This is a genomic window from Moorena sp. SIO3I6 (assembly GCF_010672095.1).
In genome coordinates this window covers 1-22,397 of the sequence record NZ_JAAHHU010000044.1, presented here as the reverse complement: position 1 = coordinate 22,397, position 22,397 = coordinate 1, and the positions used below count along the sequence as shown (strand labels likewise).

Sequence of the window (22,397 nt, the reverse complement as noted above, 5' to 3'; positions counted from 1 at the left end):
CTAATTTGATAAGTTTTTTTTTTATTATTTGTTCAAACCTAATTAATTAATATTTAGGGGATTATCAAAAAATAGCAGGGATAAAAAAATATTTAACTAATTAATTAAGAATTCAAAAAAAACGTTAAATTAGTTACTTTATTATGCTAAAAAAATAGCATAATTATGAAAGCCTTGCCCCACTTGAGCTGAAACCAATTTATACACCTAGGTCTCATCAAGGCAACAGGACTTACCCAAAACTGGACTCCAGGAAAATTGGCGTACACCAATTACCAATTACCGATCACCAACTAAACTTCGTAAGTCCATAGGAGGGATGAATACTTCGACCCAAGCTAGCGGTGAAGCGTTCCTGAAGTCAATTGAGACCTTGCCTTGGGTTCAGTATCATGGCCACATAAGCGATCGCATTCTAGCTCAATGGTATCGAGAGGCAACAGCGGTAGTGTTTCTATCTGACCGGGAGGGCTTTGGATTACCGATTGCCGAAGCCGCATCATTTGGTCGCTTCGTGGTGGTCTCTCAAGGGAATCAAGCCGGTTTAGAAGCAGGGGGGTCTGCCATCATTACCGTTGATCCTGATCAGCCTAGGGAGGCAGCCGAGAAGGTAATGGGTGGTTTGAAAGAAAAACAATTAGTTGAGATTAGTAGTAATTTGCCGAAGTGGGAAACAGCAGCAATGGCTTATGCTGATGCGATTAATGAACTATAGTGCAGGGTGCAGCGGGAGCATGTCACTACTTCAGAAAACTCTTAACAATTTTTAATATTATTTTTGAGGTGAGTTGGTTTATAATAAATTCCACTCCATCAAGCTAACTGTTTAGCACCTAGTAAAAGCCTTGGTAATTTCCGGCAAGATTCGGAAATTACCTAGCTAGGTTGCAGACCAAGGATTGATTTCCTACGTTGTTTTGGTCATGATACCTGGGAGTGACCTCCAGCTCCCAGCCCTATCGTCAACTATTAAGTCAAAGGCAAAATGTGTGGTTGACACGACAAGCCATTACAACATGGTCGAGGAAAACATTACCGAATCGAGACGCACTAAAAATGCAAAATTATGTATTTGTCATTGACACGAATAAACAACCGTTAAACCCCATATCCCCCAAGAAAGCGCGTCGATTATTGGACAAAGGTAAAGCGGCGGTTTTTAGAATGTATCCATTTACGATTATCCTCAAGACTGCGATTCGGCAAAGCCGACGCTGCGCGAACGCAAACCCGACTATCTCCCCTTGTCAGATCAAGATAGATCCAGGTAGCAAGGTGACTGGGTTTGCTCTAGTTCAAGACGACCAAGTTATTTGGGGAATGGAATTAGAACACAGGGGAGGATTGATCAAGAAAAAATTAGAATCTAGAAGCGCTGTTAGACGTGGGAGGCGTAATCGCAATACTCGTTACAGGAAGCCAAGATTTCTTAATCGTAAACGTCCAGAGGGTTGGATTGCTCCCAGCCTAGAACACAGGGTTTTGACTATTGAAACCTGGGTGAAGCGACTGATTAAGTTTTGTCCAATCAATGAGATCTGGGTTGAAAGAGTCAAGTTTGACACTCAAAAAATGCAGAATCATGAAATCAATGGAATCGAGTACCAACAAGGTGATTTGGCCGGATATGAGGTGAGGGAGTATTTACTTGAGAAGTGGGGAAGGGAGTGCGCCTATTGTGGCAAACAAAATATCCCTCTACAGATTGAGCACATTCACCCAAAATCTAAAGGTGGAAGCGATTCGGCAAAGCCGACGCTACGCGAACGAGTTAACAACCTTTGTCTAGCTTGCGAAAAATGTAATCAACGAAAAGGCAATAGACCTATAGAGGAATTCCTAAAAAAGAAACCAGGCTTGCTGCAAAAAATCAAAAATAAGGCGAAACAACCATTATCAGATGCAGCAGCGGTGAATACAACTCGGAACAGAATAGTAAAGGTGCTCAAAGAAGTAAAACCAGTGGTTACTGGTACTGGCGCTCAGACCAAATACAACCGGACTAAGCTAGGACTGTCTAAACAGCATTGGATTGATGCAGCTTGTGTTGGAGATATTAAAACCTTGGTATTGAGAACCTCTCAACCACTACTAGTCACCTGCAAAGGACAAGGAGGCAGACAAAAAGCTGCACTCAATAAATATGGCTACCCCATTAGACATAACCCATTGAAACCCATCAAGGGTTGGTCTAGTGGTGATATAGCTAAAAACCTTTTAACGGGGGAGTTTGGGAGGGTTAATCCTAGAAGTAAAAGTAACTCCTTTAATTACACTGCTCCCGGAAAAAAAGCGATAAGCTTACACCTCAAGAATTTACTTAGAGTTCACAGAAAGGATGGCTATAGTTATGGATTTTGCTGATAAATGCCAGGAATTACCTGGAAATATTCTTCCTATCACATGCAGTAGAAGCGAAGCCGGTCAACCTGGATATCGCTCCAAATTACCCATGCATGGCTTACAAATGCTGAGCTTAACATTGGTATAGCACTACCCATTAAAGTTAGGACATTGATAAAATCTCAAACGCTAATGCACCTTAATAAGGGGGAATTCCTCTTGCCTTGCGCGTAGCGCTATATCAGCTATTAGCCGTAGGCCAGGCTAGGCCAACATTTGATGCCCTAAAGATAGTGCTACTAGATCGGTACTTTTGACTAAAATAAGCTCACGGCTGACGGCACCTCAAGTAGCGTGAGCTTTTAGCTCACGGCTGACGGCTGAATGCTTACGTGGTCATTACGATCAATTTAATTGATTTTAGTGCGATCGCTAAAACTGATCCCACGTATACTAGGCAAGTTTAGCTATAGCATTTTATCATAATAAATACTTATTGTCAATAAACTGGAAATATTTTTTAATAAACCCCGCCTCGTTGTGTTTATAAACCCACAGAATGTTTCAGACAGACATCCAGGGATAGGTGGTTGTAGCTGAAACCGATTTCTACCGTTGCGATGCTCCGAAAGAGCCGCTAAACGCGCATCGCACCAGTAGCAAAAACCAACATCCCAACTCAAGGGCGTACGCTAAGCAAAACTAAGCCCACGGATCAGGACATTCTTTCCTGATTTTTTACAAATATGAGATAAACCATTAGCAGCTGTGTATACCCGCACAGCTGATCGCACAGGTGCATCTTACTGATTACTAAATTACTATGTTGGACTTCTTTTTGATCGGCGACACCAAGTGGCTGTTTGAAACTGCCATGGACAACCCCGAATTGGCTCCGTCCGTGGTTGAACTGCTCTTCCTAGAAGAGATTAAGTACAACGTTCGTGACAGCTCAATCTTAAAACACGACTATCATCTGACAAATTTAAGACAAGTCTATGTTGACACTCTCCGGTCTAAAGACCCGGGGCAGGATAGTAGTTATCAATAGTGCTAAAATAATAAGTTGCACAATATATATAGCAATTCTCATAGTCATGAGCGACATTGCTTATCCTTTTAAGGCAGAAGGCACCCACCCCTAACCCCTCCCAGGAGGGGAATGGCAGAAGGCAGCAAGGCAAGAAGGTCTTAAGGCAATAAGTGCCAATCAAAAGTGTACCTCATAGCTATGAGAAACGCTAGAAATAGTAGCAGCTAAAGATTTAGCATTGCTGAATAGCTGTTAATAATCAATCTCAGTAAAAGTTAATGTAGGGTGGGCAGTGCTTGATACAGATCAGATCAGCTGACAAAGTCCGTTGCTAGGCACTGCCCACCATCGGTGTAGCCCCAATCGGAATCTGATCCGATTGGCCGTTGGCCACGCTACGCGATTGACCGTAGGTCACGCGGGGCGCGTTCGCACTTCCCAATTCCATTAAATTAAAACCAAAAAAAATAGCCGTAGAAATACTATCCACGGCTATTTCACTGCTGTAAACGCAATTGTCTTGTCTATCAGTTTCCGAATCAATCCGGATGTGATTCTACCCGAACAAACCGGAGCCTTTGACCAGGGGGGAAACCCCCCCAGAAATTTAACCTATTAACGCCAAGTCGAAGACTTGGTTGCAAAACTAATTACTTCCCCTGGAATGCCCGTCGGCTGCAAAGGGCTCCACTCGGAAACATCTGCATACCCCAGTGCATAAAGGCTGTAAATAGTATTAGTTACTGCTTCAGGAGAGCCCTTAATGTACTTAATACGTTTTTTCTTTGGGTTAGAATCCTCAGAATTATTGTCGTGATTCGGAATAAAGTCTGTAGACATGATTAAAAAAATCAATTTCGTTTACAATGATTATTGTAATGATTATGATCTAGTTTGTCAAGGGTTTTGAAAAACTTTTTTTTGGGTAAGTAATTTTAGGATAAATTGTCAGCTATCAGCTTATGTAGGGTGGGCAGTGCTAAATAGATATCACCTTAAAAAGCCCCTTGCTAGACACTGCCCACCCTAGGGCGTGTTTTCAAAGTTTTCCGCAAGATTATGATCCCCCCCAGCCCCCCTTAAAAAAGGGGGGAGCCATAGTCAAAGTCCCCCTTTTTTAAGGGGGATTTAGGGGGATCTCCGAGGCAAGAAGACACACCCTACGATTAATCTAGTTGCTCTTGTTGTGTTGCTGGCTCTGGACTAAACAATTTTATTACCTTGTCATTAAGAAGTCCGCTAAACAGCCATGCCCCTAATCCTACAAATAAAGTCGCTATTATGCCGATCAGAGCAAGTTTATTGGAGAGATTCCATTTCTCCTCTGTGGGTGACTCATTGACGGTAGCGTTGATAGTATTGTTGTTAGACTCTCTACCTGCTGCTCCTATTACCGTACTTCCGTCTCCAACCTTGAATTCGTTTTTTTCAGACATAGTTTTACTCCCTGTCGCTTCAATGTTATTATTAATAATAATAGATCTATCAGCTTTGTTTAGTTGTCGATAGATATCTGGTTGTTCATCTTTATTGAACTGCTTTAAACCTATCACATCATCAATTAAACCTAATACCTCAACTATATTATAGGGAGGACTACCACATTCAATCGTATTCTTACGATAAGCAATCCGCTCTTTTAATTTATCAAATTCATAGAAATAAGGATTTTGACTGTTTTTGCAAGTAGAACAATTACAAGGGATTAACTTAGTACACCTCAATCGGTTATAAGAATCATGGATCTGATCTAGTTCGTAAGTAACAGTAGTCAACAAGTCTCGTTTATGTCTACCAGTAACTCTAATTTTAATTTCTCGCTGTTCGTAATCTTCAATTACTTCTGCTTTGGTGTTATCTTTGTTTAAGATAACCCCACTTCTCCAGACATATTGCTCCTGGTAAATCCACTTATGGATTACCACAATAAACCGAGTTATAATACCTTTGGGCATGAATTCATAGGTATAGCGCAGAATTAGATTGTCAGATTCATTCCAATCATACTTAGGTTGATTTAACGTTAGTAGTTGTGGCGCGATGTAGCTATCTTTACTCCCAGAGATTCGATAGCAAAGTTGAAACTTGATCATCAATTGTAGCAGCTCATCCTGCATATAAGCATAGTTTTCTTCCGACCAAATTTTTTCTAAATCAGCGCGGTTAAAGCAACCTAGATTGCGAATAACGTCATCGTTATCCAGCACTTTATAGACAGCATAAGTCCCCCATTCTGGTTTGAGAATCACCGTTTTCTTTAATAGAGGGTCATCTTGAAAATGCAAACACACTCCCAGATCGTGTAGGTACCCGCTTAACTGTAATTTATCGTTGTATAAAGTAAACCCATTTTTTGAGCAGATGTTTAGATATTCATCCAGACTAATGTGATTACGGCTATCTTCTTCTAAAGCTTCTCTGACTTGTTTCCATGTTGTAGGTAAAGCTGCTTCTTTGATGTGGGGGAGGTTGCTAATATAAAATTTAATTTGGGTAAGAAGCTCCTTTAAACTTCGGTTAGTCGCTAGGTTTGTTGCTAGCGTTTCTTTCAAGTTGGTAAACTGTCCCCGTAAGGCGCGCTCGTTTATTTCTCTATGACGATCTTGTTTCTCATTCTTGATAATTAATAGAGGACTGTTGTCGCTTAAGAGTTCTACTATATTAAGCCAGTAGTAGAAGTCTGTGTCTTCTTTCCTGGTATCTGCTACTAGGGTGTAAAGGGAACGTTTGGTCAGGAAGAATTGATGGGTGGCGTGATAAATTTCTTGTCCCCCAAAGTCCCAGATATTAACCCTAAAGTCTCGACCGTTATCCAGTGGAAATTCCCATTGAATAATGTCAATTCCTTCTGTAGATTTTTCGTTTTCCTGTAGTTGATACTCTGGGTTTTCTATCTTTTTGGCTAGTGTTGTTTTTCCAGCACCTCCTTCACCGACAATCAGGAGTTTTGCTTCATAGATATAATCTTTTCCTTCTTTCAGCAGTTGTCGGAAATAATCTCTGATTGCTTCAATACCATCTTCTGCAATTTCTATTGGTGGAGTTTCAAGTGGATTTTCGCTTAAATCAAGCTGAGTTAAGTTGGTAAGCTTGGTGAGGGATTCTGGGACTTTTTTTAATTGATTTTTAGCCAAATCAAGCTGGGTTAAGTTGGTAAGCTTGGTGAGGGATTCTGGGACTTTTTTTAATTGATTTCTGCCCAAAATAAGCTTGGTTAATTTAGTTAGATTTCCGATGAATTCTGGGACTGTTGTTAATTGATTAAAGCTTAAATAAAGCTCGGTTAAATTAGTTAGATTTCCGATGGATTTTGGGACTGTTGTTAATTGATTAAAGCTTAAATAAAGCTCGGTTAAATTAGTTAAATTACCGATGAATTCTGGGACTGTTTTTAATTGATTTTTGTATAAATGAAACTGGGTTAAGTTGGTAAGCTTGGTGAGGGATTCTGGGACTGTTTTTAATTGATTAAAGCTTAAATAAAGTTCGGTTAAATTAGTTATATTTCCGATGAATTCTGGGACTGTTGTTAATTGATTATCGCTTAAATCAAGCTCGGTTAAATTAGTTAGCTTTCCGATGAATTCTGGGACTGTTGTTAATTGATTTCCGCTTAAATCAAGCTGGGTTAAATTGGTAAGCTTGGTGAGGGATTCTGGGACTGTTGTTAATTGATTTCCGCTTAAAATCAATACTTCCAACTGTGATAAATTAGAAACTTCAGTTAGGATTTCAGTTAACTGGTCACCATCGTAATAAAAAAAATCACGGCTTAAATTTAACTGTTTAAGCTGCTTCTCTTTTGCTTCTCTTATTTTCTTAACAAAATGTTCTGGTACAGCCATTTTTATTCAATTATAGCGGTTTTAAATTAGGTGAGGTACATTTTTTTGAGGGAGCAGGGAGTAGGGAGCAGGGAGCAGGTAAAAGGCAAGAGGCAAGAGGCAAGAGGGAAAAAATCCTTTGTACCTCATTAAACTAAAAACTGCTATACTTATCAAGTTCGTAGGGTGCGTTAGGGACGGGGGAGCCATGATTGTAGTGTTAGGATAATCCCTCCCGTAACGCACCATCTGGTCAAACGGCAAAAATGAGATGCACCCTTTCAAGAATACCAAATTTTAGCACATAACTAATGTCAGAAGTCACAATTAACTTACCTGAAGAGGTTTTTAGTGCCCGTCGCCTTCCCCCAGAAGAATTTGTGCAGGAAATGCGGCTTGCTGCTGCTATCTACTGGTATCAAAAGCGGGAAATCTCGATGGAAAAAGCAGCCTCCGTCGCTGGGTTAAACCGTAGGGACTTTCTGGCCGCCCTAGCCCGGGAACAAATTGATGTCTTTGCTGTTGACTTTGACGATCTAGAGCGCGAGATGAACCGTGGCTGAACTTCCTGCTATCAACACCTGCTCACAGATAAAAAAGTTATAATTTGAGTCGAGTAGTAACTCACTAAAACGGGATTTATCTGTAGAGTAATGCTGAGAACAAAATGTTGGTATCAACTATAACTGCTTGGTTTTGTCCGATCACAATTTACTACTTATCAAGTTTAGACTTAACCTTAGACCAAACGGTAGAGTCAATCTCATCAGCTAATTCAGCCGCTACCTCTTCTGTGAGTTGACTGCGCTGGCTGATTGACTTGAATTCAAGATAGTTGAGGAGTTGGGTCAGTTGCTGATAATCAATTGCTGTCTTATCAATCTTGATGATGATCGTTTGGTCATCAACACTAAGATTGTAATAAGGATTGTTAGACATAAGTTATAAGTCAATACACTAGTATTGTAATATATTCTATATGCTATACCAAAGGGAACAGGGAACAGGGAACAGGGAGTAGGGAGTAGGGAGTAGGGAAAAGGGAACAAAAATTATCACAATTCATTTAGGATTGGTATATCTATAGCTATTTTTACTTTAATGAGGTACACATTTTTTTCCCTGTTCCCTCTTCCCCTCCTGGGAGGGGTTAGGGGTGGTTTACTCTTCCCTGTTCCCTGTTCCCTGTTCCCTAAAACCAGAAACTCTGTACCTCACCAAATTAAAAACCGCTATGTAACGATTCAAACCGCTAAGAATTGCTGAATCACATCCTGACTCAGTTCACTAGTCGCCCCGGATGCCACAATGCCACCCTTCTGCATGGCATAGTAGCGGTCAGCTTGTCGGACAAAATGTAGATGCTGCTCCACCAAGAGCACAGAAATCCCAGTGGTTTTAATAATCCGGCGCACAGCCGCTTCAATTTCCAAAATAATCGACGGTTGAATCCCTTCGGTGGGTTCGTCTAACACTAATAACTGAGGACGTCCCATTAATGCCCGTGCGATCGCTAATTGTTGCTGTTGTCCACCACTCAAGTCACCACCCATCCGGGACAACATTGATTTTAAGACTGGAAACAGCTCAAAGATAGTGTCTAGGATGTCGTCTTCAGCCTTTCTACCCCCTCGACGTGCTTCTAAACCCAGCAACAAATTCTCTTTCACCGTTACCCGAGGGATAATCTCCCGCCCTTGGGGAACATAGCCAATTCCTAATCTGGCTCGTTTATCGGTAGATAGTTTAGTCAGGGGTTGACCAGCAAAGGTAATGGTGCCAGTGCGGGGTTTCAGTAATCCCATAATCGTTTTGAGTAGAGTAGTTTTGCCCACACCATTCCGTCCAATCAGGCAAACCATTTGTCCTGCTGGTACATTCAAATCTACATTTCTGAGAATGTGGCTTTCACCGTAGTAGACATTTAAATTGGAAATTTGCAGCATAAGAGTTTTTTAGAATTTAGAATTTAGAATTTAGAATTTAGAATTGGGAATTGGGAATTGGGAATCGGGAATCGGGAATCGGGAAGTTAGAAGTTAGAAGTTAGAAGTTAGAAGTTAGAAGTTAGAATCGGGAAGTTATAATCGGGAATTTAGAATTTAGAATCGGGAATCGGGAATTGGGAATTGGGAATCGGGAATCGGGAATCGGGAAGTTAGAAGTTAGAAGTTAGAAGTTAGAAGTTAGAAGTTATAATCGGGAAGTTATAATCGGGAATTTAGAATTTAGAATCGGGAATCGGGAATTGGGAATTGGGAATCGGGAATCGGGAATCGCAAAAATCCCTATATAGTGGATTAACTATTGCTAGCATGCCTATTGCCTATTGCCTTAAATGCTATAGCGTTTCTAGGACTCATGAGGTATACAGGATTGTTTCACTCTTGCCTAATCCCTGCTCCCTGCTCCCTGCTCCCTGCTCCCTAAAACCTAGATATTTGTACCTCACAAGTCGTAAAATTGCTATATAGCACTTTACCCTTTACCCTTCTCCTACTTCTGCTTCCAAGCTTTTTACCACTTCTGCTGGCAGATCCAACAGCTTCACTAAGTTTTGGTAAGCCGCTGCTTCAGCATCGTTAATTTTTGGTTCGCTAGGTGTACGGGAACTTGATTTAATCACTTCATAAGCCAGCTTTACGATTAGTTTTCGTTCTTCAATACTTTCTATTTCACTAGTCAACTCTTCGATAGGAACATTAAGTGCTAAATAATTCTGTAATTCTTGTTGTAATTGTTGCTGTTGTTCTGCATCTGTCGCAAACACTTGGCTAAAGCGAGATATCATCACATCAACTTCTTCTCGTGCCAGATTACCATCAGACCAAGCCATAGCAGACACAATCCGTAGCATTTTCATTTGTTCCGCTGTAATCGATGGCTTTTGTCCTAAATACACTTCAATAACGCGGGGGTCATTTTGGACTTGATCCATTGTGCCTTCACACAACACTGAACCCTGATGTAACACGGTTACTTTACGAGCAATCTGGCGTACGAATTCCATATCGTGTTCAATCACAATAATGGAATGACTCTTAGCTAGAGCTAACAGCAAATCTCCGACATTTTCTGTCTCTTCATCGGTTAAACCAGCCACCGGTTCATCTACTAGTAATAAATCGGGAGACTGAGCCACTAACATCCCAATCTCTAACCGCTGTTTTTCTCCATGGGAGAGTAACTCGGCCAGTAAATTCGCTTTTTCCACTAACCCAATGGTTTCCAGCAAACCAGCTACTGTCCGTTTTTCCCCGGGTAATGTACGTCCAAACAGGGTGGAAAACACATTTTTATCGCGATTGCAAGCTAAATCTAAATTTTCCCGAACAGTTAGATTTAGGTAGACTCGTGGTGTCTGAAATTTTCGACCAATCCCGAAGCGAGAGATTTGGTGTTCCGATAAGCCTCGCAAATCCTGCCCCTTAAACAACACCCGTCCCTCCGTTGGCTGTACTTTCCCAGTCACTACATCCAGAAACGTAGTTTTCCCAGCACCATTAGGACCAATCATCACTCGCAATTCCCCAGTATCCATACTAAAGTTAAACTGGTTAATTGCTTTGAAGCCGTCAAAACTTACAGTTAAGTTATCAATTTCAAGAATTTTTGAGTTCATTAGAAGTTATCAATTGGGTTAGGTAAAAAGTCCTGGGTTAATGGGAGTAGGGAGTAGGGAGTAGGGAGTAGGGAGTAGGGAGTAGGGAGTAGGGAGTAGGGAGTAGGGAGTAGGGAATCGGGAATCGGGAATCGGGAAAAAATCCTGTGTACATCATTGTCGTCTTGATGCCATAGCGAGTGGGGGAAATAACTAATGAATAATAACTAAGTTGTTGTGTATTTAAATTGGATATTATTCAGTTATATAGCGTTTATAGGATTTATGAGGTACGCTTCTCAACCTCAAAGTCCCCCTTGATAAGGGAAACGGGGGATCCCTTTGTACCTCATGGCATAGAGAGAGGTACGCTTCTCAACCTCAAAGTCCCCCTTGATAAGGGGGATTTAGGGGGATCCCTTTGTACCTCATGGCATAGAGAGAGGTATGCTTCTCAACCTCAAAGTCCCCCTTGATAAGGGGGATTTAGGGGGATCCCTTTGTACCTCATGGCATAGAGAATTGCTATAAAACAAACCCTATCCCCCGACTCCCGACTCCCGACTCCCGACTCCCGACTCCCGACTCCCGACTCCCGATAATGAAGAGCGCTGTAAATCAAGACCAGTTTAACGACCAATCTCTTCTTTTTCCCGTTGGACTACTGGGTCTTTTTCTAGGCTGGGATAAGTTGTTATCACTGGTTTTTCGGTACCAAAAAGCGATCGCATTTGTTCAATTCCCTCGTCTCGCAACCAGCCGACAATACCATTAGGCAGTACTGTCACTACAATTAGGAACAGCGCGCCCTGGAAAAATAGCCAAACTTCAGGAAATTGCTCACTCAACAAGGTTTGAGCTAGTCTGACTAATAAAGTACCCAGAATTGCTCCCACTAGAGTTGCTCGTCCTCCCACAGCCACCCAAATCACCATCTCAATGGAAAACGCTACTTCCATATAGCTGGGGGTAACAATCCCTGATTGTACGGTATAAAGCGCTCCAGCCACTCCAGCGATTCCCCCAGAAACCGCAAATACCAGGACTTTGAATCCGGTAGGATCGTAGCCAGAGAAACGCACCCGATTCTCATCATCCCGTATGGCAATTAACAACCGACCAAAACGTCCACTGGTTAACCAACGGCACAATAAGTAGATCAGAACCACACACAGGATACTAATTTCGTAGAAAGCTAACTGAGCTTGTTTGGAACTTACTAACATCCCAAACAGGGTTTCTGTATCAGTTTTCAACCCATTAGTACCATTAATTAGCTTTTGCTGCCCATTGAAAAAATTGAATAAAACCAGCAGTGCGGCTTGGGTTAAAATCGAGAAATAAACCCCTTTAATCCGGTTACGAAATACCAGATAACCCAGCAATCCTGCCACGATACTGGGAATTAAAACAATAGCAATTAGGGTGAAAGGAAACGAATAAAATGGCTGCCAGAAGAATGGGAGTTCTTTCACTCCATAGAGGGTGAAGAATTCCGGTATTTCTCCTTCTGGTAATTGCAGTTTGAGGTGCATAGCAAAGGCATAGCCCCCCAACGCAAAAAATATACCATGTCCTAGACTCAGCAGTCCGGTATACCCCCAAATCAGGTCAATCCCAATCGCGACAATAGATAATGACAAAAAACGCCCCAACAGCTTGAGGCGAAAATCCGGCAAAATCGCTGGCATTAATAACGCGAAAACTAGAGCAATTGCTACGATTGCTACTATTTCTATGATTAACTTTCGTCGCCGCTGCTTTTTAATGGCTTGTGTTCTAGATACATACGTCATAATTTATGAAAATAGCAACTATAGCAGTTCTCAATTTAGTGAGGTACTTTAGCAAAGGGAGCAGGGAGCAGGGAGTAGGGAGTAGGGAGTAGGGAGTAGGGAGTAGGGAGTAGGGAATCGGGGGAATCAACTTGAATGTACCTCATAAGTACGAGAAACGCTATAATTCTGCCGTGCGTCCTTTTTGTGGGAATATTCCTGAAGGTCTCACTTGTAAAAAGGTAATAATTAAAGCAAAGACCATAACTTTTGCCATACTGGTGGTCGCAAAGAAGGTAAAGAAGTCCGTTACCGGTTTCAGGAACTCTACTGGCATCAACATAAAGGCTATGCTTCCCGAACCAATCAGATAGGTAAGTGTACCAATTGCGAGGGCGGCTATTATGCTTCCGAATAAGTTTCCGACACCGCCAACTACTACCACCATAAAGGTATCGACGATATAATTTTGACCAGTATTGGGACCAACAGAACCTAGTAATGTAATCGCACAACCTGCTACACCAGCTAAACCAGAACCTAGGGCAAATGTTAACGCATCTACCGTTTCTGTAGGGATACCTAAGCAAGCACTCATACTGCGATTTTGGGTAACAGCTCGAATCCTTAATCCCCAACTGGAGCGATTTAAGAACCAGTAGGTTCCCAATAGACAAATAATCGTCAAAATAATGATAAAGATCCGGGCATAGGGCAATTGGAAGTTACCAATGGGAAATCCCCCTTGAAGCCATGCTGGTGGAGTCACGTCTACATTTCTGGCACTAAACCAAGGTCGAGTAATTGCCCGTTGACCCGTTTGTCCTAACAACACCCCAGTTACGATGGCAATTCCTAATGATAAGAATACCATCAAAGCGATCGCCCAATTGCGAATTCTCTGCCAATCTAAACGACGGCTTAGAACCCACCTTGACCCAAAAAACACCAGGCAAAATACCCCAATCCCAATCACCAATACCCAATTTACACTGCGGACAAACTGCCGCAATATCAAACTTACCCCCCAAGTAGCGAGAAGGGTTTCCAACGGTCGCCCATATAGATAACGAATCACCCCCCTCTCTAATACCAGTCCTACCAACGCTGCCACCAGAAAAGCTATGGGCAGGGCAAAAAATATATAGACATTAAACAACGAATCCCCTAAAAAGGCTTTAAAGGTATTTTGGACAACATAAGTTGTATAAGCGCCCAACATCATTAACTCGCCGTGAGCAAGATTAATCACGCCCATCAGTCCAAAGACAACCGCTAGTCCTAGGGCAGCAATCAGTAGCACGGAGCCAATACTAATCCCGTTAAAAATTCCTTCTAAAAGTGGCAGCACAATTTAATAATTAACTATGAATTATGAAGGATAAATGATGAATTATTGAGGATGAATTATGAATGGTGAAAACTACTTTATTTTTATGTTTTTGAAGTTTACATTAAGCACTCAACACTCAACTAACAAAACTCGATTTTAAATGCTAAGTAGTTTACTTCATAGGTCATAATTCATCCTTGATCACTTATGCTTTCTCCTTTTTGTACTTTCCTCCCTTATTGGGATCGCTCCAGTCACACCCATACCCTTTCGTTTCCGCTACATATTGATTCCAGGGGATGGGAGGAACGGGTTTAGGAGTGGATGAGACAATTTTGAACTGACCATCGGCTTGGATTTCACCAATGCGCACTGTCTTGGAAATGTGATGATTCGGATACATCTCTACTGGTCCTTCTGGTGCGCCAAATTTTTGACCGATAGCAGCTTTGCGCACAGGCTCTAGGTCAGTAGTTCCAGCTTGCTCTACCGCCTGCTTCCATAGGTAAACCATAATGTAAGCCGCTTCCATGGGGTCGTTGGTTACCCGGTCTTCGCCATACTCGGCTTTGAAGGCTTCCACAAACTGCTTATTATCAAGGCTATCGACGGATTGGAAGTAGTTCCAGGCCGCGTAGTGACCAATGAGAAATTCTGGACCAATCTGCCGGACTTCCTCTTCTGCAATACTCACCGACATCGTGGGATATTTATCTGGAGTGAGTCCAGCACCCTTGAGTTGTTTGAAGAAAGCGACGTTACTATCCCCGTTGAGACTGTTGAAGATTACGCCACCATTTGGTAGGGCGGCTTTAATCTTAGAAATGATCGGGGTAACTTCTGTATTACCAAGGGGAAGGTAATCCTCGCCCACGGTCTCTCCACCCAGAGCTTTAAGTTGCTCCTTAATAATTGTGTTAGCGGTGCGAGGGAAAACATAATCCGAGCCCACTAAGAAAAACTTTTTGCCCTTGTTTTTCAGCAACCACTCTACTGCTGGCTCAATCTGCTGATTTGGTGCAGCACCTGTGTAGAAAATATTCTTGGAACATTCCTGCCCTTCGTACTGCACAGGATACCACAGCATATGGTCTTTGGATTCAAACACTGGTAGCACAGCCTTACGGCTAGCGGATGTCCAGCAACCAAAAATAGTAACGACTTGATCCTTATCAATCAGTTTGGCAGCTTTCTCAGCAAAGGTTGGCCAGTCAGACGCACCATCCTCAACAATAGGCACAATTTTCTTGCCTAATACTCCCCCGGCGTCATTAATCTCCTTGATAGCAAGCTTTTCAGCTTCCACCACAGTAGTCTCACTAATTGCCATGGTGCCAGTCAGGGAGTGGAGAATACCCACTTTGATCGTGTCTTCCCCACCAGCACTAGCCTCTGAAGTAGCCTCGGGGTCAGCGCAAGCCTTCAACAGAAGACTGGTTCCCAATGCCGCCGAGCTATAAAGCAGAAATTTACGTCGTCCTAATCCACTTACCATACTTTCGTACCATCCTCTACCAAATTTAGGTGTAGCCTCATTGAAAAAATTGCGAAGCTAGGGTGTGATATTAGACCTAGGATGGCAAGTAAACTGTTAAGTAGGATACAAACAAGCTAAATTTTCCAGCAGTTCATGAAAGATTGACATTTTTTAACATTTTTTAACATTTTTTTGGATCAGATCTACCCATGGTGAGCATTAAGTATTCACATTCTGTTAATGAACTCTTTACAGTCTGGATAAGCAAAACCTCCTTTACAAAAGCAAGAGAGAGCAAGCGAAGCCAGTACCTGTTACTATGGTTCAATAACTTCGAAAAAAGCATAGTTTTGCCTAAAAATAGCATGTTGAAGTCATTAGGCATCACCTATTCATGTTTTATTGCTCAACTTATAAACTTACTGTTGTCTTGTAAGTCACTGTACAGATTGACCATTAGGTGTATTAATAAACACGCTTCGACTCATGGGCTAACATTTGGCGAGATTTAAGCTTTGTCAGGGGAGAATTTCCAAGGATTTCACACTGGATGTCACCCTAACTCAGGGGCATCCAGAATCAGCTGGATCAATCAATTCCTAGCCAGTGCAAGCATTAGGCAGAAAGTTTTTGTTGGGTATGCACTCTCCATTGGTTTGGCAATTTTGGGAACAACGACTGGATTAGGGATTGGCCAGCATTACCAAAAGGCAGCACTGGCTGAACTCACTCGTTCCCAAAAACAAGAACATCTCCTGAAAAATTTACAAATCGCGATTTTAGACCTACGTTCCTATCCCTACTTAGGTGCCCTTGACCTTGGCGAATTAAATTCCCTAAAGGTGCGCGTTCGGGTCGCACCTCCTGTTGCTGTTCCCATGGAAGACCTACAGCTGGTTCAAAAGAAAATTGACCAAGCTCAGCAACTGCTGTTGGAAGCGGAAGAGTTTGTCACAGAGTTTGATACCTGTTCTCATACGAATACCAATCAGTTACTGGATTTACTGAAGACCTACAGGATCATTATTGATGCCTACAACACTCTGATTCAATCCCTGTTGCCAGAAATCGAGCCTGGAAACTTACCCTTAGGTGCCCTTGACCTTGGCGAATTAAATTCACCATGGGTCGCACCCGATGATCAGCTTAAACTTGCCCAAAGGCAACTGTTGGAACAGAACAATCCTGAATTAACCACTGCCCTAGAAAGCTTTTTTGAGAAGTCAGACCAGCTGATTAGAGCAGCTCAAGTTAAACAGCAGCAAGGGTTGAGCACCCTCAACCGTGGTGATCAGTTGTGCTTTGGGATCATCGTCAGCAGTATGATCCTCTCAGTTGCGATCGCAATCCTATTAGCTATTCATACCAGTAATGCGATCGCACAGCGACTCAAAAGCCTGACTGAGATCACCGAACAGGTCAAACAGGAGTCTAACTTCACCCTGCAAGCACCAGTCACGACCCGAGATGAAGTGGGTGTCTTAGCGACTTCTCTCAATCAGCTGATTCACGGTATGGCTGACTACACCCACGAACTCCAGCAAACGGAAATCCAGCTGATTCAAAACGAAAAAATGTCCAGTTTGGGTACTATGGTGGCTGGTATTGCCCATGAAATGAACAATCCGATCAACTTTATCTACGGCAATCTGTTCTTTGCCAGTGATTATATTGAGGATTTACTCTCTCTGGTGGAACTCTATCAGCAGTATTATCCCAACCCTGACCCAGAGATTCAAAATCAGCTAGAAGAGATTGATCTGGAATTTTTGGCCCAAGACTTGCCTAAAATCATCGCTTCCATGAAAGGGGGAGCTGAGCGCATTCGTGAAATTGTGCTTTCGATGAGGAATTTTTCCCGATTGGATGAAGCCAAGATCAAACCGGTTAACATCCATGAAGGAATTGACAATACCCTCGTTCTGCTCAGCAACCGTCTCAAGCCAGGGATTGAGGTGATCAAGCAGTATGGGGATTTACCTTTGGTGGATTGCTACCCAGCTCAACTGAATCAGGTATTTATGAGTATCTTGGAAAATGCCCTTGATGCTATAGAACACAAGAGTGTCGAATCTTGCCCATCCCCAGTCTTCACCATTCGGATTCAAACTGAGCTAGTTGACCAAAACTGGGTAGTTATCCGAATCGCTGACAATGGCCCTGGGATTGCCGCAGCAATTAAAGACCGGATCTTTGACCCATTTTTCACTACCAAAGACCCAGGTAAGGGAACTGGCTTGGGACTGGCCATTAGCTACCAAATTATTACCCACCATCGGGGGAAAATTGAGGTGGCTTCAGAACCTGGTCAGGGAGCCGAGTTTGTCATTAGTTTGCCAATATAGTTGTGCCTAGGTGCTGACAGAGTACTGTCACGAGTCAACTATATAAGTAATATTTTGTATCAAAGACTACAAACACCTGGTCAGAGCTTTGTTACTTTCATCCATTAGACTGATGACAGGTGTGAGTGAGAACAATGAATAAACAATTACGCTCGATGTTGCTGATGAGTCCATTGATGTTGGTATCCCAATGGGCAGCATCTGAGGTTGCGATCGCACAAGAGGTTTCAGAAATCATTGATTCAGTAAACCGGTCGCAAATGCCTGCACAATCAAAGCAGGTGTCGGTTGATAAACTCATCAAACAGAGTAAACAAGAGTCAGCTTCCATGGGTCAAGTCACCAGTGTTTCCCAACTGCGTGATGTATCTCCTGGAGACTGGGCTTATGAAGCGCTACGGAGTTTAGTAGAGCGCTACGGTTGTATTGCAGGATACCCCAATCGCACGTTTCGTGGGAATCGGGCAACAACCCGGTATGAATTTGCCGCTGGTTTAAATGCTTGCTTGAACCAAATTGAGCGTTTAATTGCTGCGTCTACCGCTGATTTTATCACTCGTGAAGACTTAGAAACCCTGCAACGGCTGATTCAGGAGTTTGAATCAGAATTGGCTACTCTCGGTGCACGAGTCGATAACTTAGAAGGACGGGTGGCATTTTTAGAAGACCATCAGTTTTCTACCACCACCAAGCTAGAAGGGGAAGTGGTCTTCTCTATTGCCAACGCCTTTGGTGAAGACAGTGACAACCAAGTCGTGTTCCAAGACCGGGTACGTTTAGCGTTTGTCTCCAGTTTCACCGGTAAAGATGCGCTCTACACCCGTCTGGATGCCGGTAATGCAGCTACCTTTGATGGCACAGACCAAGGTGCCTTTACTTACAGCTTTGACAGCGGCAACGATCTGGGTATTGGTTGGCTAGCCTACTACTTCCCGATTGGGGATAATATTGATGTTTATCTGCCAGCTGCCTTTCCCCTTTGGCAAGATTTCGTCCCCACCGTCAGCCCCTACCTGGATGACTTCACTGGCGCTAGCGGTGTTCTTTCCAGCTATGCTGAATCTAGCCCCATCTATAAAATTGGTTTAGGCGCAGGTGGTGGACTAGGCATCAACTTTAGCCTCGCCGATGCGGTAGTATTGAGTGCAGGTTACTTTGGTGGCAATTCCTTTGACCCCTCTGAAGGTCAGGGTTTATTCAATGGTGAGTTTTCTGCCTTAGGTCAGCTGACATTTTCCCCTAGCGACAGCTTCCAGTTAGCCTTCACCTACGTTCGTGCCTACTTCAATGACTTTGATGATGGCAACGCTATCTTTGATACAGGTGTCGGAACTGAAAACGCCAGGGCACCCTTTGGTGAGGGAGGAGATGTAACGGCCAACACTAACTCCTACGGCGTAGAAGCCTCTTTTCGATTCTCTCCCAATTTAGTAATTAATGCCTATGGTGGCTACACCGATGCTGAACAAGCTTCTGGTGGCAATGGTGATGCTGAGATTTGGTACTACGGTCTAGGACTAGCATTACCAGACTTTGGCAAAGAAGGTAACTTACTTGGTATAATCGCTGGTTCTGAGCCTTATGTTGGTGGTGATGATGATACCGCCATTCATGTTGAAGGCTTCTACAAGTATCAGGTAAATGATAATATCTCGATTACTCCCGGATTAATCTGGATTGCTGCTCCCTTTGGAGACAGTGATAACGAGGATGTCGTGATTGGTGCTCTGAGAACTACGTTCAAATTCTAAGACCTGATCCCAAGTCCGGTTAATTACTTATAATACGGTAGAGCTCATGGCTGTGACTTAAAAATTGAAAATTGAAAATTATCAACTTTAAAGTCACGAAAAGCCAAAAATTATAAGAACTTAACCGGGCTCGGTATCAGCAGATTATTGGTAAGCCTATGGGCTACGCGCATAGGCTGATAGCTGATAGCTGAATGCTTACATTTATTTATTATTAAATTACTTCAATTCTTTTGACTAATAAGGGAGTGAGCGCTCACTGTCTAAGAAATTGCGCTCAAAAATTGCTATCGCTTCAAAGTCCTCTATGCATAATCTTCCTCATTTGTCAATCAATACCGGGTATTAAGCTTTTTTAAGATTTTTGTTGTTGCTGTTTAAGCTGCTTACCCTTGGTTCTACTATAAATGAATCACTTAAATCCAGATATCCTTTTCACCCTAATCCCCACCAAGCCGACTTGGCTGGTGTAGCCATCCCTGATCATGCTTAGGGGAAAAGGATAAGTTCGTAGCAACATGATCACAATCAAAAAACCGAGCCAGCAATTAATGTTGGATCAACTTAACAAAAGTCAACGAATTACCGATATCAATTCTGACATAACTTCCCAATCGAAAAGCTGGAAACAGCTCAGCTGGTTAGATCATAAGCTAACCCAGACTAACCTGGTCTGGCGGTTGTGGGTTATTTTGATGATAGTAGTTACTCATCGCTTAAGCAATCCTAGACAATTCCAATCCTAAGGCTGAACAACTTTTCGGAAGCTTCTAGCCTAGACCACTGATTTAAAAAAATATCAATTTTAGTCCTGGCGAGTTGTTACCTTTCCAGGATTGGCTGGTAACTCTATAACTATAGCTCCAGTCGATTTGTTAGTTAACCGGTGCTCATGCTCTAACCAACATAATTTTATTAATGTGAACTATACAGCAGTTTAGTGGCACAATGATGGCTATATATCAAGACCGGGAAGCCTTTATCCCTTACCGTCGAACCGATCTGATCGAACTTTGTCTTCAAGATGGAAAACTTGACCCTACCAACTCCCAGAAGTTTCGGGATTTTTGTGAAATTCTGTCAGCCTATTATCATTTTCAGTTCCATCAAACCCTGGAGAATTTAAAGGATAACTTTGCTCCCTTTAATCCTGATGCTGACACCAAGTCGATCAAGGCACTGACTCCAGATCAGAAGAGTCAGATGGAAGCTAAATTGATATCGACCTTGACAACTCTCCTGAAAAGTGCCAATTACTTTCCCTTACCGAAAAACCTCCTGGAACAAGCTGTGTCAGAACAGTCATTGATTGAACTAAAGACTGATATAGATTTTGATGACTTTGAGGAAATGGTTTGCTATGGTAGAGGAGAGAGAGCTAAAATTCATTTTTTGAACAAACTTTTACAAAAAACTGAACAAAAAATTGAAATCTATGAACGAGTCGTTTTATTGATTAAATTCAAAGATAAATCTTATTTTGATTCAAAAAAGACTAAAAAAAACAAACGTCTTAACTTTGTTCCCGGAAAAATGTATGTTTATCTCTATGGCAATATTCCCAAATTTGATCTAGAATTCCTATTTCCAAATGTTAAAATAGGAATGACCTGGAAAGACCGCCTATTATTTGGTGTACCTGCCATTGGAGCTGCCATTCCTCTTCTGGTCAAAGTTCTTCCCCAACTTATCTTTATCTTGGGGATAATTTTGTTCGCTCTGGGGGTCGAAAGCTTCAGAATTGATCAGGAAAAATCCCATGATATTATGGCTGTACTGCTCACTACTTTATCTGTGGTGATCGCCTTCGGGGGATTTGCCTTTAAGCAGTACACAAGTTATCAAAATAAGCAGATTAAATTTCAAAAAATTGTTACCGAGACCCTTTTATTCAAAAATTTGGCCATTAATGCTGGTGTGTTTAAGTCTTTGATTGATGACGCTGAAGAGGAAGAATGTAAGGAAATTATTCTGGTTTATTATCACTTATTAACTAGTAAAAAGCTGCTTAACCCTAAAGAGTTGGATGACCAAATTGAAGCATGGATGGATGATAATTTTGACACCAAAATTGACTTTGATATCAATAATTGCCTGCGTAACCTGGAAGAGATACAGGGCAAAATTCTAAAGGATAACCTAGAACAAGGGACTAGATGTCCAATCCCTCTGCTGACCTATGATCACCAAGGTCGTTGTCAAGTGTTACCTCTACAGGAGGCTAAAACCTTGATCGATTATGTTTGGGATAATGCATTTGGTTAACCATTTTTAGTCTCCTCTAAGATTCATGGTTCATGGTTCATGGCAACTGTACTAATGAACACTAATGAACCATGGATAATGAACCATGGATAATTATCCAGCCCACAACCCCCATAAAAATCCCTTTGGAAAACTGACAGATGGTCTAGCTCAAGACATAGACAAGTTTCACGTCTGAGGGTGACAAATTGACAGGCTGTTGAGAGTCTGGTGGTGTCAGGTTTGCAATTAGGTGAAGCAATAAAGTGAGTATGGCGGCTTGAATTAGTCTTTTGAACATGGGTCTTCTCCTGAATCGCGATGGGCTGGCAGTGATTTTTCTCTGTTGAATATCTACTGAATATCTACACATGCCCAATCTACGAGTCCGGTAAAAAACTTACCAGGTATAAAATTTAGGTAAAATTATGGAAAAGGTTAAGGAATTAAGTTTTATCACTCTCCTAGCTGTCTTTCCAATTCTTGCCGCAGACGGAAAACAATAGTGTCTGGCTCCACCCGGTCTAGAATTTCTTTAATGACAGTACTTGCTCCTAGTGGTCCGAAAGAGCAACCTTGTTCGAGATAAACCTGTGCCGCTTGACCAACAGCATAAGCCCCATAACCCGCAATTCCAGCTTGGGTAATTGCTGCCCCAGCAAAGGCACCCA

At 42.2% G+C, this 22,397-nt stretch carries 18 protein-coding genes and 1 pseudogene; 9 read left to right on the top strand and 10 right to left on the bottom strand.

Features of this window, described 5'->3' with window-relative positions; translation table 11 throughout:
• Positions 1-319: 319 nt before the first annotated feature.
• The 3 genes from F6K49_RS15115 (at position 320) to F6K49_RS15105 (ending at position 3,394) form a co-directional block, all read left to right on the top strand.
• Entirely contained in the window at positions 320-715 is a 396-nt protein-coding gene (locus F6K49_RS15115) for a glycosyltransferase (RefSeq protein ID WP_293097930.1), read from the top strand.
• Positions 716-936: 221 nt separating this feature from the next.
• Positions 937-2,364, top strand: coding sequence for an RNA-guided endonuclease IscB (iscB, locus tag F6K49_RS15110; RefSeq protein WP_366514189.1), 1,428 nt, complete (start codon positions 937-939; stop codon positions 2,362-2,364).
• An 817-nt stretch (positions 2,365-3,181) separates the two neighbouring features.
• The gene (locus F6K49_RS15105) at positions 3,182-3,394 is read left to right on the top strand and encodes a hypothetical protein (protein WP_158069537.1); all 213 of its coding nucleotides are present in this window, start codon (positions 3,182-3,184) and stop codon (positions 3,392-3,394) included.
• Positions 3,395-3,991: 597 nt separating this feature from the next.
• Here the strand turns inward: F6K49_RS15105 and F6K49_RS15100 are convergent.
• Together F6K49_RS15100 and F6K49_RS15095 are read right to left on the bottom strand one after the other, a co-directional pair.
• Positions 3,992-4,216 carry a hypothetical protein gene (locus tag F6K49_RS15100; protein WP_293029159.1) on the bottom strand — a complete coding sequence of 75 codons (225 nt, stop codon included), beginning with the start codon at positions 4,214-4,216 and terminating at the stop codon, positions 3,992-3,994.
• Positions 4,217-4,542: 326 nt separating this feature from the next.
• Positions 4,543-7,221, bottom strand: coding sequence for a COR domain-containing protein (locus F6K49_RS15095; protein WP_293097928.1), 2,679 nt, complete (start codon positions 7,219-7,221; stop codon positions 4,543-4,545).
• A gap of 290 nt (positions 7,222-7,511) precedes the next feature.
• On the opposite strand from F6K49_RS15095, the gene F6K49_RS15090 reads away from it, so the two are divergent.
• Positions 7,512-7,763 (top strand): UPF0175 family protein, encoded by a 252-nt coding sequence (locus F6K49_RS15090; protein ID WP_293097926.1) that lies wholly within the window; start codon positions 7,512-7,514, stop codon positions 7,761-7,763.
• Positions 7,764-7,914: 151 nt separating this feature from the next.
• On the opposite strand, the gene F6K49_RS15085 is transcribed toward F6K49_RS15090, so the two are convergent.
• Positions 7,915-8,139 (bottom strand): hypothetical protein, encoded by a 225-nt coding sequence (locus F6K49_RS15085; protein ID WP_293044590.1) that lies wholly within the window; start codon positions 8,137-8,139, stop codon positions 7,915-7,917.
• A 162-nt stretch (positions 8,140-8,301) separates the two neighbouring features.
• Here F6K49_RS15085 and F6K49_RS15080 point away from each other — a divergent pair, with 162 nt between their 5' ends.
• On the top strand, positions 8,302-8,466 hold the full coding sequence (locus F6K49_RS15080) for a hypothetical protein (protein WP_293055749.1): 165 nt from the start codon (positions 8,302-8,304) through the stop codon (positions 8,464-8,466).
• Here the strand turns inward: F6K49_RS15080 and urtE are convergent.
• The gene (gene urtE / locus F6K49_RS15075) at positions 8,445-9,146 is read right to left on the bottom strand and encodes an urea ABC transporter ATP-binding subunit UrtE (protein WP_293044592.1); all 702 of its coding nucleotides are present in this window, start codon (positions 9,144-9,146) and stop codon (positions 8,445-8,447) included. The two genes, F6K49_RS15080 and urtE, sit on opposite strands and share 22 nt — an antisense overlap.
• A gap of 369 nt (positions 9,147-9,515) precedes the next feature.
• Here urtE and F6K49_RS15070 point away from each other — a divergent pair, with 369 nt between their 5' ends.
• Positions 9,516-9,674, top strand: a complete 159-nt coding sequence (locus F6K49_RS15070) for a hypothetical protein (protein ID WP_293064081.1) — start codon at positions 9,516-9,518, stop codon at positions 9,672-9,674.
• A gap of 410 nt (positions 9,675-10,084) precedes the next feature.
• Here the strand turns inward: F6K49_RS15070 and urtD are convergent.
• The 5 genes and pseudogenes from urtD to urtA all read right to left on the bottom strand — a co-directional run.
• Positions 10,085-10,822: pseudogene (urtD, locus tag F6K49_RS53385) on the bottom strand (urea ABC transporter ATP-binding protein UrtD); the annotation flags it as partial.
• A 439-nt stretch (positions 10,823-11,261) separates the two neighbouring features.
• Positions 11,262-11,423 (bottom strand): hypothetical protein, encoded by a 162-nt coding sequence (locus F6K49_RS15060; RefSeq protein ID WP_293097924.1) that lies wholly within the window; start codon positions 11,421-11,423, stop codon positions 11,262-11,264.
• Positions 11,424-11,430: 7 nt separating this feature from the next.
• Complete coding sequence (gene urtC, locus F6K49_RS15055) at positions 11,431-12,597, bottom strand: urea ABC transporter permease subunit UrtC (RefSeq protein ID WP_293023541.1); 1,167 nt, start codon at positions 12,595-12,597, stop codon at positions 11,431-11,433.
• 160 nt (positions 12,598-12,757) lie between these two features.
• On the bottom strand, positions 12,758-13,927 hold the full coding sequence (locus F6K49_RS15050) for a branched-chain amino acid ABC transporter permease (RefSeq protein ID WP_293097922.1): 1,170 nt from the start codon (positions 13,925-13,927) through the stop codon (positions 12,758-12,760).
• Between the two features lie 187 nt (positions 13,928-14,114).
• Positions 14,115-15,404 (bottom strand): urea ABC transporter substrate-binding protein, encoded by a 1,290-nt coding sequence (gene urtA, locus F6K49_RS15045; protein ID WP_293097920.1) that lies wholly within the window; start codon positions 15,402-15,404, stop codon positions 14,115-14,117.
• Positions 15,405-16,051: 647 nt separating this feature from the next.
• Here urtA and F6K49_RS15040 point away from each other — a divergent pair.
• The 3 genes from F6K49_RS15040 (at position 16,052) to F6K49_RS15030 (ending at position 21,747) form a co-directional block, all read left to right on the top strand.
• A complete protein-coding gene (locus tag F6K49_RS15040; protein ID WP_293097918.1) occupies positions 16,052-17,731 on the top strand; it encodes an ATP-binding protein in 1,680 nt (559 codons plus the stop codon).
• 134 nt (positions 17,732-17,865) lie between these two features.
• Complete coding sequence (locus F6K49_RS15035; protein ID WP_293097915.1) at positions 17,866-19,482, top strand: iron uptake porin; 1,617 nt, start codon at positions 17,866-17,868, stop codon at positions 19,480-19,482.
• Positions 19,483-20,430: 948 nt separating this feature from the next.
• Positions 20,431-21,747, top strand: coding sequence for a TMEM143 family protein (locus tag F6K49_RS15030; protein ID WP_366514187.1), 1,317 nt, complete (start codon positions 20,431-20,433; stop codon positions 21,745-21,747).
• Between the two features lie 435 nt (positions 21,748-22,182).
• Here the strand turns inward: F6K49_RS15030 and F6K49_RS15025 are convergent.
• Positions 22,183-22,397 (bottom strand): DUF697 domain-containing protein (locus F6K49_RS15025; protein ID WP_293097912.1); only part of this gene is annotated, 215 nt, incomplete at its 5' end.